Raw genomic sequence first — 17,301 nt, 5'->3', positions numbered from 1 at the left:
GCCCGGCCCCGGGCCGTCAGGGCCCGCTGTGCGAGGCCTCCAGCTGCCGCTCCGGCCGCCCGCCGTCGGCTGCCACCGGGAGGCTCGCCTCGATCTCGTCCAGAGCCCGGCGGGCGGTGGCGATGCGTGCCCGGACGTCGGGATCCGTGCCCGGCGCCGGGGCGCGGTTCGCCTCGTCCTCCATCTCGCGCGCCTCGTCGAGGGAGTTGAGGACGACGCCGATGAGTACGTTCACCAGTACGAAGGAGGCGAGCAGCGCGTAGGAGGCGTAGTAGATGATGCTCAGCCGGGAGATCTGCAGTCCCGCGCGGACGGCGTCGGTCAGACCGTCGAGCGTGGTCAGCAGGAAGAGCGTGAGCATCGCGCGGCCCACCGAGCCGTAGTGCCCGGGGTCCGACCTCGCGAAGCACACCCAGCCGACCATGGCGTACACGTACAGGACCAGCGCGCCGACGAACAGGAAGCTGGCGGTGCCCGGCAGGCTGCGGCCGACGGCGATCAGCAGGATGCGCAGGTGGGGCAGGAAGCGGGCGGTGCGCAGGACCCGGGCCAGGCGCAGCATCCGCAGCAGGGTGGTGTTCTCGCGGACGAGCGGGACGAAGGCGGAGGCCACGACCGCGAGGTCGAAGAGGTTCCACGGGTCACGGAAGAATGCTTTCGGCCGGTCGGCGCAGGCGCCCAGGCGCAGCAGCATTTCCAGGGTGAACAGGGCCAGGCAGCAGTTCTCCGCACCCTGCAGCACGAGCCGGTACTCGGCGGCGAGCCCGCTGTACGTCTCCACCCCCATCAGCGCGGCGTTGAAGAGGATCGCGCAGAAGACGACCATCCCGAAGGCGGGGGCCTCCGTGGCCACCCGGCATCGGGCTGCCAGTTTCATCCGGCCGCGTCCGGCCGGCCTCGGGTCTGTCATCGTGCTCCTCGTACTCTCGTCTGCGCCGCGGGCGAAACGGCGGGCCACCCCTCTAACGCCCCAAGGCCGATCGGGTTTCACCCCTGTCCGCCCCCCGATGCGCCGAACGTGAGCCGGAGCGCGGTTCCGCTCCCGCGCGCCTCCGGTGACGCGTCGTGCCGGACCGGGGTCAAGTGCGTTGCGTGAACAGTCGGTTGATCTGCGGGTGGGGCGAGCCTTGGGCGCATATGCTCGCTTCGTACACCCGCACTCCGTACATCCGTACATCGTGCATCCGTGCTTCCGCATGCTCTCGCAGCCGTAAGGGGACCGCGCCGTGAGTGTCCGTATCCAACCCTCCTCCCAGGTCGACGAGAGCGCCGAACTCGGTGAGGGAACCACGATCTGGGATCTGGCGCAGATCCGCGAGGAGGCCCGGCTCGGGCGCGGGTGCATCGTGGGGCGCGGGGCGTACGTAGGGCCGGGCGTACGGATCGGCGACCACGTGAAGCTGCAGAACTACGCACTCGTCTACGAGCCCGCGGTCCTCGGCGACGGGGTCTTCATCGGTCCCGCGGCGGTGCTCACCAACGACTTCTACCCGCGCGCGGTCGACCCCGAGGGCCGGATCAAGCGCGACGGCGACTGGGAGGCCGCCGGGGTCGTCGTCGCCGAGGGAGCCTCGCTCGGGGCCCGTTCGGTGTGCGTGGCCGGGGTACGCGTCGGGCGCTGGGCGCTCGTCGCGGCCGGCGCCGTGGTGTCCAAGGACGTGCCGGACTTCGCGCTCGTCGCGGGCGTGCCGGCCCGCCGGATCGGCTGGGTGGGCCGGGCCGGGGTCCGCCTGGTGGAGCGCGAGGGGGAACCGGGCATCTGGGAGTGCCCGCGCACCGGAGCGCTGCACGACGAGAAGGACGGCACGCTCAGCGAGCGAACCTGACGGAATGTCGGCAATTTAGGGCAACGGCATTTCCTCAAAACCACAATCAATGAACATCCGTGGGCATACCGTGTCCCTGCACACGGGATCTGAGCAGGCAACAGGCCATGTTCAGTGGGGGGTTGTGTACGACGAGGGCACCGGGGCAGTGCCATGCCGGCGCGGGCACACCCGCGTCTGCTGACACTGCTGTTCACGCGTGTCCCGGTCCGAGGCATCGCTGGGGGGATCCAGACGCCGGCCTTCGGACGGTTCGTGCCATCGGCGTGACATCGCCGCGGGCGCGGACGCCGTCATGCGCAGTCCCCCTCCGCGGAGTGACGACCGCCAGGTCCGTCCGAGGAGAACGATCAGAGGGGGTAGGTGTGTTGGAGCCGTACAGCTCGGACATACGGGGTGCGGGGAGCACCAGGGGAATCGGGGTGGGGACCCGATGAACACCACACGATTAGGAGCACTGGCCCACGAGGACCGGTCGCTGCACGCCCTCGCCGAGCGGCTGCTCGCGCTGGCCGAGGCGGGGCTCCCGGCGATGTACCTGCCGGACGCCGAGACCTTCGTGTTCACCCGGGCGGGGGTCATCTCACCCGAGGGAACTCCCGTCCTGGAGCAGCGGGGAACGAGCACCCGGTACGCGGCGATCACCGCGCTGGGAGCCCGCTTCCTGCCCGAGGACCGGCAGCGCGCGCTCTTCGGCGGGCGCACCGCCGAGGAGTTCACGGGCGTGCTCGTGGAGCGGCTGCCCGGGGTGGTGAACCTCGGCGACGCGGCGCTCATCGCCTGGGCCGCCGCGGAGACCGGCCATCCCAAACTGTCCGACGCCCTCGACCGGGTGGCCGCGCTGGACGTACCCGGGCGGCCGCAGTACACGGTCGAGGCGGCCTGGGTGCTCTCCGCACTCGTGGCCGCGCGCTCCGTCGTGGACGTGGAGGAGCGCATCGCGGCGGCCCGCGTACGGCTGCTGGCGGCCAGGGTCGGCGACAGCCCGCTCTTCCCGCACGCCACCGAGCCCGGACTGGTCCCCGGCTACCGGTCCCACGTGGCCTGTTTCGCCGACCAGACCTATCCGCTGCAGGCACTGGCCCGGCTGCACGCGAGCGGCGACGACCCGGAGGCCCTCGCGGCCGCCGACGCCTGCGCCGCCCGTATCTGCACACTGCAGGGCGACGGCGGACAGTGGTGGTGGCACTACGACGCCCGCGAGGGCGGCGTGGTGGAGGGCTACCCGGTCTACAGCGTGCACCAGCACGCGATGGCCCCGACCGCCCTGTTCGACCTGGCCGAGGCGGGTGGCACGGACTTCGGCCCGGCGATCCGCCGCGGACTGCGCTGGATGACCGACGTGCCCGAACTCGCGGATCCCACCGGGAACGCGCGGGAGCCGATGATCCGCGAGGACTTCGGCGTCACCTGGCGCAAGGTCTACCGCGGCGACCCGAAGAAGGCCGTCCGGGCCGCCCGCGGACTCACCACCCGGGTGGCACCGCACGCCCGGCTCGCCCCGCTCGACCGGATCTTCCGCCCCGGTGCGGTGGACCGCGAGTGCCGCCCGTACGAGTTCGGCTGGATGCTCTTCGCCTGGCTCGGAGGGATCCAGAGATGACACGACGACAGTCCCTCTTCGGGGTCCCGCTCGACCCGCTGACCATGGACGAGACCGTGCAGCGCTGCCTCGACGCGGTGCGGCGCGGAGAACAGATCGAGATCGGCATGGTCAACGCGGCCAAGCTGGTCAACATGCGGCGCGACCCCCTCCTCGCCGAGGCGGTCGCCGGCTGCGACCTGGTCCTGGCCGACGGCCAGGCCGTGGTCTGGGCCGGCCGCGTGCTGGGCGTCCGGCTGCCCGAACGGGTCGCGGGAATCGACCTGTTCATGCGCCTGCTGGCCGCCGCCGAGGTGGCGGACATCCCCGTCTACCTGCTCGGGGCCCAGGAGGACGTGCTGGAGATGATGCTCGCGCAGATCTCCGAGCGCTTCCCGGAGCTGCAGGTGGCCGGCAGCCGCAACGGCTACTTCGGCGACGGCGACCAGGAGGCGATCGCCGACGCCATCGCCGACAGCCGCGCGCGGCTGCTGTTCCTCGGCATGACCTCGCCCAAGAAGGAGATCTTCACCGCCGGCTACGGCAAGCGCACCGGCGCGCACGTCGTCCACGGCGTCGGAGGCTCCTTCGACATCCTCGCCGGCATCACCAAGCGGGCCCCCCTGGTCTGGCAGCGGATGGGACTCGAATGGTTCTACCGCACCCTCCAGGAACCGCGCCGTCTGGGCAAGCGCTACCTCACCACCAACGCTGCCTTCCTCCTCATGACGGTCCGGGAACTCATCCACCGCACACCGTCTGCCGGTTCCGCTTCCGCGAAGGGGAGTTACTGATGCGCGTCGTCGTCGTGGGACAGGGATACGTCGGACTGCCGCTGGCCATCCGGGCCGCCGAGGTCGGACACCAGGTGATCGGGTACGACGTGGACACCCGGCGGGTCAAGAGCCTCGCCGCCGGTGAGTCGTACGTGGAGGACGTCTCCTCCGAACGGCTGGCCCGCGCGCTGGCGCGCGGCACCTACCGCCCCAGCGAACTGGCCCGGGACTGCGGCGGCTTCGACGTCGCCGTCGTCACCGTCCCGACCCCCTTACAGGACGGAGCCCCCGACCTGCGCTACATCGAGGAGTCGGCGCACACCCTGGCCCGCTTCCTGCGCCCGGGTGCCACCGTCATCCTGGAGTCCACCACCTACCCGGGCACCACCGAGGAGCTGTTCGCGCCCATCCTGGAGGACGGTTCCGGGCTCACCGCGGGCGAGGACTTCCACCTGGGCTACAGCCCCGAGCGCATCGACCCCGGCAACACCGTCTGGGGCTTCCAGCAGACCCCCAAGGTGGTCTCCGGCGTCGACGCCCGGTCCCTGAAGGCCGTCGAGTCCTTCTACGGGGACCTCGTCGACACCACCGTGCCGGTGCGCTCCCCCAAGGAGGCCGAGCTGGCCAAACTGCTGGAGAACACCTTCCGCCACGTGAACATCGCCCTCGTCAACGAGATCGCGATGTTCGCCCGCCACCTGGACATCGACGTCTGGCAGGCCATCGAGGCGGCGTCCAGCAAGCCCTTCGGCTTCATGAAGTTCACCCCCGGCCCGGGCGTCGGCGGACACTGCCTGCCGATCGACCCGTCGTACCTCAACTGGCGGGTGCAGCGCGAACTCGGCCAGAACTTCCGGTTCGTCGAACTCGCCAACGACATCAACAACCACATGCCCGAGTACGTGACGCGCCGCGTGATCGACGCGCTCAACGCCAAGCGCCGCTCGGTCAACGGCTCCAAGGTCCTGCTGCTGGGGCTCGCGTACAAGAAGAACACCGGCGACGCCCGGGAGTCGCCCGCCGTCCGCATCGCACAGCTGCTCCTCGACATGGGGGCCAAGGTCCGCGCGGCCGACCCCCACGTGGTGGAGAGCATCAAGGTCGACGCCCGCCTGGTGCGGGTCGAGCCGACCCGCAAGGAGCTGGCGGCCGCCGACGTGGTGGTCCTGCTCACCGACCACGACTCCTTCGACTACCAGATGGTCACCGAGCACGCCTCCTTCGTCCTCGACTGCCGCAACCGGGTCTCCGGACCCACCGTGGAGGTGCTCTGACCCCGTGACCAGGATCGTCTGCGTGGCCGGGGCCCGGCCCAACTACATGAAGATCAAACCGGTGATGGACGCACTGGAGCGCCGCGGCGCCGAGGTGATCCTCGTCCACACCGGGCAGCACTACGACGAGTCGATGAACGACGTGTTCTTCCGCGACCTCGGCATCCGCCCGCCCGACCGCTACCTGGGCGCCGGATCCGGCAGCCACGCCCAGCAGACCGGGCGGGTCATGGCCGCCTTCGAGCCGCTGATCGGCGAACTCGCCCCGGACGCCGTCGTGGTGGTCGGGGACATCAACTCCACCCTCGCCTGCGCCCTCGTCACCGCGAAGGCCGGCCCGCTGCTGGCCCACGTGGAGGCCGGGCTGCGCAGCCGTGACTGGAGCATGCCCGAGGAGGTCAACCGGGTCGCCACCGACCGGCTCAGCGACTACCTGCTGGCGCCCTCGCCCGACGCCGCCGTGAACCTGCGCGCGGAGGGCTACCGGGAGGACCAGATCCACGTCGTCGGCAACGTCATGATCGACACCCTCCTCGCCAACCTGGACCGGGCCCGCCGGTCGGACGTCCTGGACCGGTACGGGCTCACCCGCGGCGGATACGGCCTGGTCACCCTGCACCGGCCGGCCAACGTGGACGATCCCGGGGCGCTGCGCGGCCTACTCAAGGCCCTGGGCGAGATCGCCGACCGCTGTCCGCTGCTGCTGCCCGTGCACCCGCGGGCCGCCGAGCGGCTGGCCGAACTGGGCGTGCCCGGCGGCATCCGGCTGGTCCCGGCCGCCGGATACCTCGACTTCATCGCCCTGCAGGACTCCGCCCGCGTGGTGCTCACCGACTCCGGGGGCATCCAGGAGGAGACCACCGCCCTGGGGGTGCCCTGCGTGACCCTGCGGGAGAACACCGAGCGCCCCATCACCGTGGAGGAGGGCACGAACGTGCTGGCGGGCACGGACCCGGACCGCATCACGGCCACCGTGAACCGGGTCCTCGACGATCCGCCCGCGCCGCGCTGCCCCGAACTCTGGGACGGCCGGGCGAGCGAGCGCATCGCCGCGGTCCTGCTCGACGGACCACCCGCGCACACCAGGCCGCGCCCCACCGACCTCGTGTCGCACGGGGCGGCCACCGATCGACAGCACGTGCTGTAAACGCAATTCGAAGGGGAAGACCATGGATCTCGCGGAGATCTGGCGGGTCATGCGCAGGCGCTGGTACGTCCTGCTGCCCGGACTGCTGATCACGGCGGCGCTCACCGCCGCCGTGTACCTGCTGGTCCCGGTGGAGTACCGGTCGCAGAGCACGGTGACACTGCTGAACTCGAAGAAGGCCACGGTGGCCTTCGACGGCAACCCCTTCCTGAGCACGCAGGCCTCGCTCACCGGCATGGCCGACGGCCTGGCCCGCAACCTCAACTCCGACGACGCCAAGGCCGACCTCAAGTCCCTGGGCGTCACCGGAGTGCACGAGGCGAAGATCGCCGACAACGCGCTCGGCCCCTACATGTGGCTGAGCGTCGTCGGGACCGACCAGGCCGCCGTGCTGAAGTCGGACGAGATCCTCACCAAGTACGCCGAGAAGCGGCTGCTGGAGTTCCAGACCCAGCAGTCGGTGACCCCCGACGCCATGATCCGGATGGCCACGATCGTGCCTCCCCAGAAGCCGGAGGCACAGACCAAGGCCAGGCTCCAGTTCCTGATCATGGCGGGTGCGCTGGGCTTCGTGCTCAGCCTGGTGGCCACCTTCTTCGTGGAGGCCCGGGGGCGCCGGGGGGCGTCGCCCGGCAAGCACCGGCCCGCCCCCGGCGAGGGCGGCGAGAACGGCGAGGGCGAGGGCGCCGATGCCGGCGACCCGACGGCCACCCTGCGCATGACCGCCGCCCACCCGGCCGGCTCCGCCGCAGCCGGCTCCCGTACGGCCGGATCGCCGTGACCGGCCCTGCGGCGGACACCGCGAGCACCACCCCGGCGGCGGCGCCCTCGCTCGGGCGCAAGGTCGGCTCCGCCGCCAAGTGGAGCCTGATCAACACCGTGGTCATGCGCCTCGGCAACTTCGCCACCGGCATCGTCCTGGCCCGCTTCTTCCTCGGACCCGAGGCCTGGGGCGTGTACGGGATCGCCCAGACGGTCCTGCTGGTCCTCCTCTCCGCCAACGAACTCGGCGTCTCGCTGGCGATCGTGCGCTGGGAGGGCGACCCCCGCCGCTTCGCCCCGACCGTCCTCACCCTCAGCGCCGCCTCCAGCTGCCTGCTGTACGCCGTACTCTTCGCGGTCGCACCCGCGGTGGCCGGGGTGCTCGGCTCGCCCGAGGCCTCCGGCGTCCTGCGGGTGATGTGCCTGTGCGTGGTCCTCGACGGACTCTCCCAGGTCCCCGCCGGCTTCCTCACCCGGGAGTTCGCGCAGGGCAGGCGGATGGCCGTCGACGGGCTCAACTTCGTCCTCAGCACCGCGGTGACCCTGCTGCTCGCCGTCGAGGGCTGGGGCGCCATGAGCTTCGCCTGGGGATCCGTGGTGGGCAACGTGGCCGCGCTCATCGGCTGCTGCCTCGCCGCACCCGGCACCCTGAAGTTCGGCTGGGACCGGGAACAGGCCCGGGCGCTGCTGAAGTTCGGACTGCCGCTCGCCGGTGCCAGCATGCTCGCCCTCGGCGTGGTCAACGTGGACACCATGGTGGTGGGCTCGGCCCTGGACCCGCTGGCCCTCGGCTTCTACGTGCTCGCCTTCAACATCTCCGGCTGGCCCGTGCGCATCATCTCCGAAGCGGCCCGCCGCGTCTCCTTCGCGGGCTTCTCCCGGCTGGCCGACACACCGCAGGCGCTCGCCGCAGGATTCGCCCGCGCCCTCGGCGTCGTGATGGCCGGCACCGTCCCGATCTGCGTCCTGCTCGCCGCACTCGCCGCCCCCGTCGTGGAGCTCATCTACGGTGAACGCTGGCTGCCCGCAGCCCGGGCCCTGCCCTGGCTGATGGCGCTCGGCCTGGTCCGCATCGGCTGCGAACTCGCCTACGACTGCCTGGTGGCCATCGGCAGGCGCCGCTCGCTCATCGGCGTCCAGGGACTCTGGCTGATCATCCTGATCCCGGCCCTCGTGATCGGCGCCCGCACCGGCGGGATCGTCGGAGTGGCCCAGGGCCACGTCCTGGTCGCCGGGGCCGTCGTGGTCCCCGTGTTCCTCCTCGCCCTGCACCGCGCGGGCATCCTCCTGGGTACCGTCGCCCGGGCCTGCGCCTGGCCGCTGCTCGGCGGCGCGGTGATGGCCGCCGTACTCCTCGTCCTGGAGCGGTACCTGGGCGACAGCGTGCTCGCGCTCCTGGCGACCGGAGCCGCCGGCACCCTGTGCTACGTCCTGTGCGTGCTGCCCGGCCGCGCATTACTCAAAGGGTAGACAGCTGTGACACAGCACCGAAGGCGCCTGACGGCGTGGCTGCTCGCCGGAGTGGTGCTCGCCGTCGTCCTCACCCTCTACCAGGCCGACCGCACCGGTGTGAGCGAGCACGCGGCCGCGCCCGGCGCCACCGAGCCCGCCGCCCCCTCCGGCACGGCCCCGCCCCCGACCCCGGCCTCGCCGTCCCCCTCCGGCCCGCCCTCCCCGACCGCCTCGCCGCCGGCGAGCGAACCGCCGCCCACCACCCCCGCCTGCACCTCGCCCGGCACCTGCGGATTCCCCGACGCGAGCACCACCGGCCCGCGGATGGAGCTGGAGCGGCACGACACCGGGAACATGTCCGTCAAGCAGGACGGCACGGTCATCAAGGGCTGGGACATCCGCGGGTCCCTCGACATCTACGCCAACGACGTCACCGTCATCGACAGCCGGATCACCTCGACCAACTGGTGGGGGATCAACCTGCGCCCCGGCTTCAGCGGACTGAGGGTCCTGCACACCGCGATCACCGCCGTGCCCGGCAAGGGCCCCGACAACGGAGGGGTCAACTACGCCGTCTCCAACATGGGCGGCAGCTCGATCGAGGTCGGCTGGTGCGACATCTCCGTGTTCGGCAACGCCCTGTCCATGGGGCAGGGCGATCTGCACGACAACTACGTCCACGACATCGTCGCGTTCCGCAACCAGGGCGGCGAATGGCAGCACACCGACGCCGTCATCAGCGGCGGCGGCAACAAGGGCCGGCTGACCATCCGCCGCAACACCCTGCTCAACTCCACCGCGGTGGACCGGGGCGCCACCGCGGCCGTCGGCCTGTTCGCCGACACCGGAGTGGTCTCCTCCGTCGTCGTCGACGGCAACTGGCTGGCCGGGGGAGCGTACGCCCTCTACGGCGGCGGCCCGGGCGCCACCGGCATCCAGGTCACGAACAACGTCTTCTCCACCGAGTACCACCCGGCCGCCGGGGCCTACGGCGCCGCCACCGCCTGGAACGCGGGCGGCGCGGGGAACGTGTGGAAGGGCAACCGCATGTCCGACGGCAGGCCCGTCGAACCCCCGCCCGCTTCCTGACCACCGACACCGAGAGGACCGACAGCACATGATGCGCCGGATCGCGCGCGCCCCCTGGGAACTGCTCAAACGGACCTTCGGCTGGCTGGTGCTCTTCGAAGCCAGGAACAAGGTCCTGCTGGCCCCCTCCGCCCTGCGGCTGCGCCGCTTCGAGGACGCCGAGACCCACCGCCTCGCCGCCGCCCTGGGCGAGCCCCCGGCCGCCCTGGTCGCCACCGTCGTGCCCACTCACCGGCGGCCGGACGCACTGCGCGCGGCGGTCCGCTCCGCGCTCGCCCAGACGGTCACCGACCAGGTGGTCATCGTCGTCGACGACGGCGCGGGCCTCCCCGAACTTCCGCACGACCCACGGCTGTTCGCGGTCTCCCTGGCCCGCAACACGGCGACCGCCGGAGTCGTGCGCAACGTGGGGATCCGGCTGACCAGGTCGCGCTACGTGGCCTTCCTCGACGACGACAACCTCTGGGAGCCCGACCACCTGGAACAGGCCCTGGCCACGCTGGAAGCACCCGACGGGCCCGACGCCGTCTACACCGCCCTGCGCAGGGTGCTGCCCGACGGCACCGACCGGGACGTCCTCTCGGTGCCCTTCGACCGCCGCCGCGCCGCCCACGAGGCCTTCCTGGACACCAACGCCTTCGTGGCGCGGCGCAACCGGTCCCTGTACTTCAGCCGGCTGCGCCGCACCCCCGAGGTGCTGCCCCGCGAGGACTGGGAGCTGGTCCGCCGCTACAGCCGCCGCCACGAGGTACGCCACCTGCCCCGGGCGACCGTCCGCTACCTGGTCAACCCGGACAGCTTCTGGACCAGCTGGGACGGCTCCTGAGCCCTGTCGTCGAAGTACTGTGCGGCTGAGCACGCCGCGCGCGGCGGCGGTGCCGGGCGGTCCGTCCGGCCGTAGGGAAACCCGCTGGTGGGCGCGGATTCGGCCCCCGTAGACTCCGGTGCTCGTGACCGAGATCAGCACCGCCCCGACCACCGTCCCCGCCCCGCCCGCGGCGTCCACGCTCGCCGCGGACGCCGAGTCGGTCGGCGCCGCCGTGGCCGCCGCGGGCCGGGGCCTGATCGACCGTGAGACCGTCGCGGAGGTGGTCACGCTCTGCGCGGTCGCCGGTGAGCACCTCCTGGTCGTCGGCGCGCCGGGCACCGCCAAGTCCGAGGCCGTGCGCCGGATCGCCGGTGGGCTCGGCGGCCGCTACTTCGAGTACCTGCTCGGCCGGTTCACCGAGCCGAACGAGCTGTTCGGCCCCGTCGACCTGCGCGGCCTGCGTGAGGGCCGGGTCGAGTTCGAGACGGCCGGGATGCTGCCCGAGGCCGAGATCGCCTTCCTGGACGAGGTGTTCCTCGGGTCCACAGCCGTGCTCAACACCCTCCTCGGACTGCTCAACGAACGGGTCTTCCGCCGCGGCCGCACCGTCCTCGACAGCCCGCTGCGGGTCTGCGTCGCCGCTGCCAACCACCTGCCCGACGACCCCGCCCTGGCCGCCTTCGCGGACCGCTTCCTCGCCCGCGTGTTCGTCGAGCCGGTGGCCGACGCCCGGCTGGAGGAACTGCTGGAGGCCGGCCGCCGCCCTGCGGTCGCGTCCGCAGCGCCGGCCGGCTCCGGCGGCCTGCTCGCCGCCGTCGACCGGCTCGCCGCCGCCGCCCGCGCCTGCGACCTCGACGAGGTCACCCCGCTGGTCGGTACCGCACTGCGCCGGCTGCGCGCAGCCGGGGTGCCGGTCGGCGACCGCCGGGCGGTGCGCTCGCAGAAGCTGGTCGCGGCCGCCGCCGTGCTGGACGGCCGGACCACCGCATCCGCGCGCGACCTGTGGGTACTGCCGCTGATCGCCCCGACCGCCGACACCCAGGCGCTGGCCCGCGACACCCTCTCCGACCTGGTGGAGAAGGCCGCCAACCGCAGCCTGGTGCACGCCGCCGAAGAGCTGTCCCGCAGCACCGCCGCGCGCGCCGAGCGGCTGGCCCGCACCGGCACGGCCCTGCTCGCGGAGCACCGGGACCTCCCCGGGGGACGTGACTCGCGGCTGCGGCTGGAGGCCGCGCTGCGTGAGATCGACGCGGGTTTCGAGCCGGCCGACCTGCCGGCCGCGCTGGCCGGGATACGTGCCGAGCTGGTCGCGGCGGTCGCACCCTCGTGACCGCCGCCCAGCCGTCTCCGCCCGCCCCTGCGCCCGCCCCTGCGCCGTCCTTTCCGCTCCGGTGGGAGCGCCGTGAGCCCCCGCTCCCGGCCGCCGCCGTCCTCGCGGTGGGCGACGCGGTGCCCGGCCTGGCCGCGGCGGCCCGTGAGCGGGTCCGCGAGGGCGCCCGCCTCGGTGTGCTCGCCGACGACGGTCCGGGCCTGCCGGCCGCCGATCGCGCGCTGCTCGTGCTCGGTGCGGAGGCGGACCTGCCGTGGGCCGACGGCGCCCGCTACCTGGGCCGCGACGCCGGCCTGCTGGTCCCCACCACCGCCCGTCCCACGCCGGACGCCCCGCTCTGGCGCCGGGCCGTCGGCGCGGCCGAGGGCCAGCTCTGCGTTCTCGTCCCGGGCCGTGCGCTGGTCGCCGACGCGCCCGCGCCGGTCACCTCCCCGGACGCGCTGGACGCCTTCACCCGGCCGGCGGGCGCTGACCCGGACGGCCCCCGGGGCGGCACCCGATGACCCGGCCACAGCAGCCTGCCCGCCGCCGGGCCGCCGCGGGGCGGCCGTGTGCCGTGCCGTCCCCGGCCGCGGCCGCCGGCCCGGCACCCCTACAGACCCGCGCATCCGTTCCCGGTTCCGCCCCGCCGCCCCGCGGCTCGGCCGCCCCTCCGTGGAGTGCCCGCCGATGAAGACCGCCCGCCTGCCCGCCGCCCTCGCCCCCTGGGCCGGCACCCTCTCGGCCATCACCCCCGAACTGGCTGTCGCCTTCGGCCCGTTGCTACGCCGGCTGGACGCCCTCGTCGGTGAGCGCGAGCCCGTCGCCGACGTCGTCGGCGACCCCGACGGCCTCGGCGGCCTCGCCCGCTCGGGCCGGCCGGACCAGCTGCTGCCGTCCGAGTGGCTGCTCGCCGACGAGTACCCGGACGAGTTCCTGCGCCGCTTCGTCGACGGCGAACTGCTCCACCTCGCACCCGAGTTCCACACCCCGGCGGCCCGCGGCAGGATCGCCGCCCTGGTCGACACCGGCCCCACCCAGGCCGGCGCGGGCCGGTTGGTCCAGCTCGCCGCGCTCCTCGTCCTGCACCGGCGGGCGGCCGCACGCGGCACCGAACTGGTCGTCGTCGTCCTCGGCGACCCGACCGGACGCCGGCTCACCGGAGACCTCGCCGAGCTGCTGCCGGCCTGGCTGGCCGCTCGCCGGCCCGCCGACCCGACGCCCGGGGACGTACAGCACGCCCTGGCCGACCTGGACGCCGCCGACCAGGCCTGGCTGCTGACCTCGCCGCGTCTCGCCGAACGGCTCCCGGCGCGCTCCAGGGTCCTGACGAGCGAGCCCACCCGCTGGTCCGCCGACGGCGCCGGCCACGTCGTCGTCCGGCTTGACGGAGCGACGGCCGAACTCCCCCTGCCCGCAGGTGAGATCGCCGTACGGGCACTGCGCGGGGCGGAGTTCCGCCGGGCCGATCCCGTCACCGTCGGACTGCCGGCCGGCGACGCCGGGGGAGCGGCCGGCTGGGCGCTGCCCGCCTTCACCACCGACGCCCGCACCCTGCTTGCCCGAGGCCGGCGGGCCACCACCCTGTTCGCCGCCAACCTGCCGAACGGCGACTCCCGCATCACCACCACCGTCCGGGCGCGCCGCCACGACCTGCCCGGGCCGGTGCTCGCCGCCGGCCGGACCGGCCGGCGCCTGATCGCCCTGTACGTCCGGGGCGGCGAGCTCGTCCCGTACGTCAGTGGCCGGCCGCTCGGCGAGCGCGGCGGGTACACCGCCGACCTCGCCGCCTTCGGGGTCGGCCGCGACGATGCCGTGCCGGAGGAACTGTTCGCCCGCCCGGTCCTGCCGCTGCTGCGCGCCGGTGCCGACCTGCTGCTGCCGCTGGCCGGCCGCTGGTGGCGGATCGGCCCGGACGGCAGCGTCGCCGAGGACGGCGCGCTCGGCCGGGGAGCGCACGACCGGCCGCACTTCAACCGGTTCCGCGAGCCGCGGCTGCTCGACGGCCAACCGCTTCACGAGGCGGCCCGCGACGCCCGCCACTTCCTGCACGGCGGCGGCTCCCAGGCCTGGTCGCAGGACGGCCGGACCTGGCAGGTGCGGACCAGGTCGGGGGACGAGAGTCGCATCTCCTTCCGCGAGAACGCCGACGTGATCGGCCTCGTCCACGACGAGGGGAGGCCCGCGCTGATCACCGTCAGCCGCAGCGGCTTCGTGGTGCGCAGCGTGCGCGCCGACGGTGTGCGGACCCTGACCCGCTTTTCCGGCGGCTCCGGGCCGCCGGCCGTGCACTCTTCCCTGCCGCTGATCGCCGCCGAGACCCGGCCGGGCCGGATCGTGGTCGGCGACGCCAACACCGCCGGGATCCACTTCTTGATCGGGGACACCGAGTGAGCGCCACCCAGGGCGCGGCGTTCCGCGCCACCGTCACGGCCACCGGGTTCGTCCTCGACGTGCCCGTGATCGGCCCGGCCGAGGCCGCCGAGCGCGTCGTGGCCTCCTGGCGGGACGGCGCCGATCTGCGGCAACTGCCCGACGGAAAATGGCTGTTCATGCTGGCCGAACCTGTGGAGATCCGCTCCGACCGGGCTCCTGGGCTGCCCGTCGTGCGGACGGACGGCAGCGCACCGGCCACCGTCGGAGCCGACGCCACCGCAGCGGCCGCCGGGCACCTCGCGGTGGGCGCAGGTGGAGTGACGGTCATTCATCAGATCGCAGAACTGGCGGAGCTGGACCCGGCCCGGTGGCTCGACCTGTCCGGGCTCACGCTCCACCGCCCCCGACCGGTCGGCGCCACCGAGCCCGAGGCCGAACCCGTCGTGGAGTCCCTGCCGCAGCAACCGAGGCCCGACCTGCGCGCGGCCGCCGGCATCGCGCCCCGGACGGAGCGGGCCCGGCGGCTCACCGAGGACGCCCCGGCCGGTGCCCGTCGCCGGGGGGCGCCGTTCGCGGGGCGTCCGAGTCCGCGTCCGCGTCCGTCTTCCCTGACCGGCCCGCTCGCCTTGGCCGTTGTCGTTCTCCTCGTGGTGCTGCCCCTCCTCGTCGTCGTCGCGTCGCAGGGCGGCACCTTCCACGTCGCCGTGCTGCTGCTCGCGTTCGCCGCGGGCCCGGCAGCCGCCCGCTTCCGTAAGCGCAACAGCGGCGCCGCACCGGGCCCGGAAGGTTCCGCCGCCGGCGCCGGCGCCGCCACCTCTGAACCGGAGCTCGGCCGGTCGCGCGGCCGCGCCCGCCGCCCCCTGTTCAACGCCCTCCTGGCGCGCCTGGCGATGCGTACGGCGGGTCCGCTGGTCCAGGGCCGGCACGCCCGCTACCTCCGTGAGCTGACCACCGCGTTCGAGCAGCGCCGCTGGGACGACGCCCTGCGCGACGCGATCCGGCTCACGGGCGACCGGTCGGCCGGGCAGAAGCCCTGGCTGTCCCTCGGCCTGCCCCGCCGCTACGAGGGTGCCCTGCGCCCCACGCCCCGGACCGGCGGTTCCGGCACCGCCTCCCCGCTGTCCGGCCGCACGGTGCACGAGCACCTCGCCGCGCTCTACCAGCGGGCCGCCGAGGACCTGGAGCGCGCGGGACGGATCGACGAGGCCGCATTCGTCCTCGCCGATCTTCGAGACGCCCCGGCCGAGGCCGTCGCGTTGCTGGTGCGGCACCGGCGCACCGCGCAGGCCGCCGAGCTGGCAGAGGGCCGCGACCTCGGTGCGGACCTCGTGGTCCGGCTCTGGTGGCAGGCCGGCGAGCGCGAGCGGGCCGTCCGGACGGCGTACCGCCGGGCCGCTTTCGCCCCGGCCGTCGAGCGCCTCGCGGCCGACGACCCGGCGTCCGCCCGTGAGCTGCGTGTCGCCTGGGCCGCGCACTGCAGGGAGTCCGGTGACCGGCTGGGCGCCGCCGAGGTGCTCTGGGCGGACGAGTCGCTGCGGCCGTCGGCGGTCGGCGACCTGCGCGACGCGGTCGCGCTCGGCGGGCCGACCCGGAGCCGGGCGCTGCCGTACCTGCTGGCGCTCGGCGCCGGAAAGTCGACCCGGGCGCTCGCCCTGGCCGTCCTTGAAAGCGACGGGCACCCGGCCGCCACCGGGCGGTCGGCGCTGGCCGCCGCACTGGCGGAACTCCCGGCCGCCGACCCGGCCCAGGACCGTGAACTCGCCACCGCGGCGGCCCGGGCGGTCGTCCGGGACGGCGGTTTCGGCGGCGCCCTCGGCGTCCGGGACGCGGGGGCCCGCCACCAGCGGCTGCTGAAGCGGGCCGACCCGCTGGTCGCCGCCGACCTGGCCAGGCCGAGCCGCGTCGCCCCTGCGGCGCACCTCACCACGTACACCGCCGCCGACCGGTCCGGCACGCTGCCGGTGCTGGACGCGGCGCTGCTCGGATCCGGCGCCGTCCTGGTCGCCTGCGGCCAGGCGGGCGTCCGGCTGCTCACCGCCGACGGCCGCACCAAGGCCCGCTGGGATGTGCCCGCCGACCAGCTGGTGCTGGCCGACCACGGCGGCGCCGCGCTGCTCGTGGCGGGCTACGGCCGGGTCCGGGAAGTCTCCCGGCTCGACCTCGCCACCCGCTCGGTCCGGCGGTGGACGACGCTGCGTTCACGGCAGATCGTCCCCTCCTTCGACGGCCGGCACCTGATCACGGCCGACGACGACGGCATCACGGTGCTGGACACCCTCGCGCCCCGGCCCACCGTGGTCTGGCGCGAACTCGGCGGCGGCGAGCGGCTGGTCGGCCGGCTCGCCCGCACCCCCGCCGGATGTACAGGTGTCGTGGTGTCACCGCTTCCCGACGGCACGCAGGTCGTCGAGCTCTGGCGCTGGGACCTGCCCGGCTGGGAGCTGCGCTCCCGGCTCCGGCCGGACGAGTTCAGCCCCGGCCGCTCCGCGGCGCTCGCCGCCGGCAGCCTGCTGGTGGCCGGCCCGCAGCCGGCGGACGGGTCACCGGACAGGACCGTCCTGCACTGGACCACCGAGAGTCCGCTCGCCCGCCCCGGCGCCCGCCCGAGCATCGAAGGCGTCGCGCCGCACGGCCCGATCGTCGACGGCGACCACTGGACGCTCGCGGTGCCCGGCCCCGACGGCAGCGGAGTCCTCCTCCACACGGGCGCGGGCGCGGGCTCCGCGCCCACCACGACCGTGTTCTTCCCACAGGCCGACACCCAGGCCCCGGGCCTTCGCCGCCACGCCGACGCGGTCACCCACTGGCACCGCTCCGGCCGTGTCCTCGCCACCACCCCCGACGGAGCCACCCTGCTCGCCAACCTGCGCGTCACGGCCGGCTGAGGACGGGAACGGGGA

At 74.0% G+C, this 17,301-nt stretch carries 14 protein-coding genes; 13 read left to right on the top strand and 1 reads right to left on the bottom strand.

Annotated features, from left to right (window positions below):
- Positions 1 to 16: 16 nt before the first annotated feature.
- Entirely contained in the window at positions 17 to 910 is an 894-nt protein-coding gene (locus ACZ4YL_RS02730; RefSeq protein WP_468113403.1) for an ion transporter, read from the bottom strand.
- 316 nt (positions 911 to 1,226) lie between these two features.
- On the opposite strand from ACZ4YL_RS02730, the gene ACZ4YL_RS02725 reads away from it, so the two are divergent.
- The 13 genes from ACZ4YL_RS02725 to ACZ4YL_RS02665 all read left to right on the top strand — a co-directional run bounded on the left by ACZ4YL_RS02725 (position 1,227) and on the right by ACZ4YL_RS02665 (position 17,286).
- The gene (locus tag ACZ4YL_RS02725) at positions 1,227 to 1,826 is read left to right on the top strand and encodes an acyltransferase (protein WP_468113402.1); all 600 of its coding nucleotides are present in this window, start codon (positions 1,227 to 1,229) and stop codon (positions 1,824 to 1,826) included.
- 433 nt (positions 1,827 to 2,259) lie between these two features.
- The gene (locus ACZ4YL_RS02720; protein WP_468113401.1) at positions 2,260 to 3,429 is read left to right on the top strand and encodes a hypothetical protein; all 1,170 of its coding nucleotides are present in this window, start codon (positions 2,260 to 2,262) and stop codon (positions 3,427 to 3,429) included.
- Entirely contained in the window at positions 3,426 to 4,202 is a 777-nt protein-coding gene (locus ACZ4YL_RS02715; protein WP_468113400.1) for a WecB/TagA/CpsF family glycosyltransferase, read from the top strand. The genes ACZ4YL_RS02720 and ACZ4YL_RS02715 overlap by 4 nt, the downstream gene beginning before the upstream one ends.
- Positions 4,202 to 5,458 carry a nucleotide sugar dehydrogenase gene (locus tag ACZ4YL_RS02710; RefSeq protein WP_030009430.1) on the top strand — a complete coding sequence of 419 codons (1,257 nt, stop codon included), beginning with the start codon at positions 4,202 to 4,204 and terminating at the stop codon, positions 5,456 to 5,458. The genes ACZ4YL_RS02715 and ACZ4YL_RS02710 overlap by 1 nt, the downstream gene beginning before the upstream one ends.
- 4 nt (positions 5,459 to 5,462) lie before the next feature.
- Complete coding sequence (wecB, locus tag ACZ4YL_RS02705) at positions 5,463 to 6,605, top strand: non-hydrolyzing UDP-N-acetylglucosamine 2-epimerase (protein ID WP_468113399.1); 1,143 nt, start codon at positions 5,463 to 5,465, stop codon at positions 6,603 to 6,605.
- A gap of 22 nt (positions 6,606 to 6,627) precedes the next feature.
- Entirely contained in the window at positions 6,628 to 7,386 is a 759-nt protein-coding gene (locus ACZ4YL_RS02700; protein WP_468113398.1) for a YveK family protein, read from the top strand.
- Positions 7,383 to 8,837: an oligosaccharide flippase family protein gene (locus ACZ4YL_RS02695; RefSeq protein WP_468113397.1), complete on the top strand. Its 1,455-nt coding sequence runs from the start codon at positions 7,383 to 7,385 to the stop codon at positions 8,835 to 8,837. The genes ACZ4YL_RS02700 and ACZ4YL_RS02695 overlap by 4 nt, the downstream gene beginning before the upstream one ends.
- A gap of 6 nt (positions 8,838 to 8,843) precedes the next feature.
- Entirely contained in the window at positions 8,844 to 9,908 is a 1,065-nt protein-coding gene (locus tag ACZ4YL_RS02690) for a hypothetical protein (protein ID WP_468113396.1), read from the top strand.
- Between the two features lie 28 nt (positions 9,909 to 9,936).
- Positions 9,937 to 10,734 (top strand): glycosyltransferase family 2 protein, encoded by a 798-nt coding sequence (locus ACZ4YL_RS02685; RefSeq protein WP_468113395.1) that lies wholly within the window; start codon positions 9,937 to 9,939, stop codon positions 10,732 to 10,734.
- A 124-nt stretch (positions 10,735 to 10,858) separates the two neighbouring features.
- Positions 10,859 to 12,046 carry an AAA family ATPase gene (locus ACZ4YL_RS02680; RefSeq protein WP_468113394.1) on the top strand — a complete coding sequence of 396 codons (1,188 nt, stop codon included), beginning with the start codon at positions 10,859 to 10,861 and terminating at the stop codon, positions 12,044 to 12,046.
- Positions 12,043 to 12,549 (top strand): bpX5 domain-containing protein, encoded by a 507-nt coding sequence (locus tag ACZ4YL_RS02675; protein ID WP_468113393.1) that lies wholly within the window; start codon positions 12,043 to 12,045, stop codon positions 12,547 to 12,549. Before ACZ4YL_RS02680 ends, ACZ4YL_RS02675 begins: the two co-directional genes overlap by 4 nt.
- Positions 12,550 to 12,715: 166 nt before the next feature.
- Positions 12,716 to 14,419 (top strand): hypothetical protein, encoded by a 1,704-nt coding sequence (locus tag ACZ4YL_RS02670; protein WP_468113392.1) that lies wholly within the window; start codon positions 12,716 to 12,718, stop codon positions 14,417 to 14,419.
- Complete coding sequence (locus ACZ4YL_RS02665) at positions 14,416 to 17,286, top strand: bpX6 domain-containing protein (protein WP_468113391.1); 2,871 nt, start codon at positions 14,416 to 14,418, stop codon at positions 17,284 to 17,286. Before ACZ4YL_RS02670 ends, ACZ4YL_RS02665 begins: the two co-directional genes overlap by 4 nt.
- The last annotated feature ends 15 nt before the right edge of the window (positions 17,287 to 17,301 follow it).

The organism is Streptomyces sp. NPDC030021, assembly GCF_055574035.1.
Note: the sequence above shows the minus strand (reverse complement) of the source record. Positions and strands in the feature narration are given on the sequence as shown.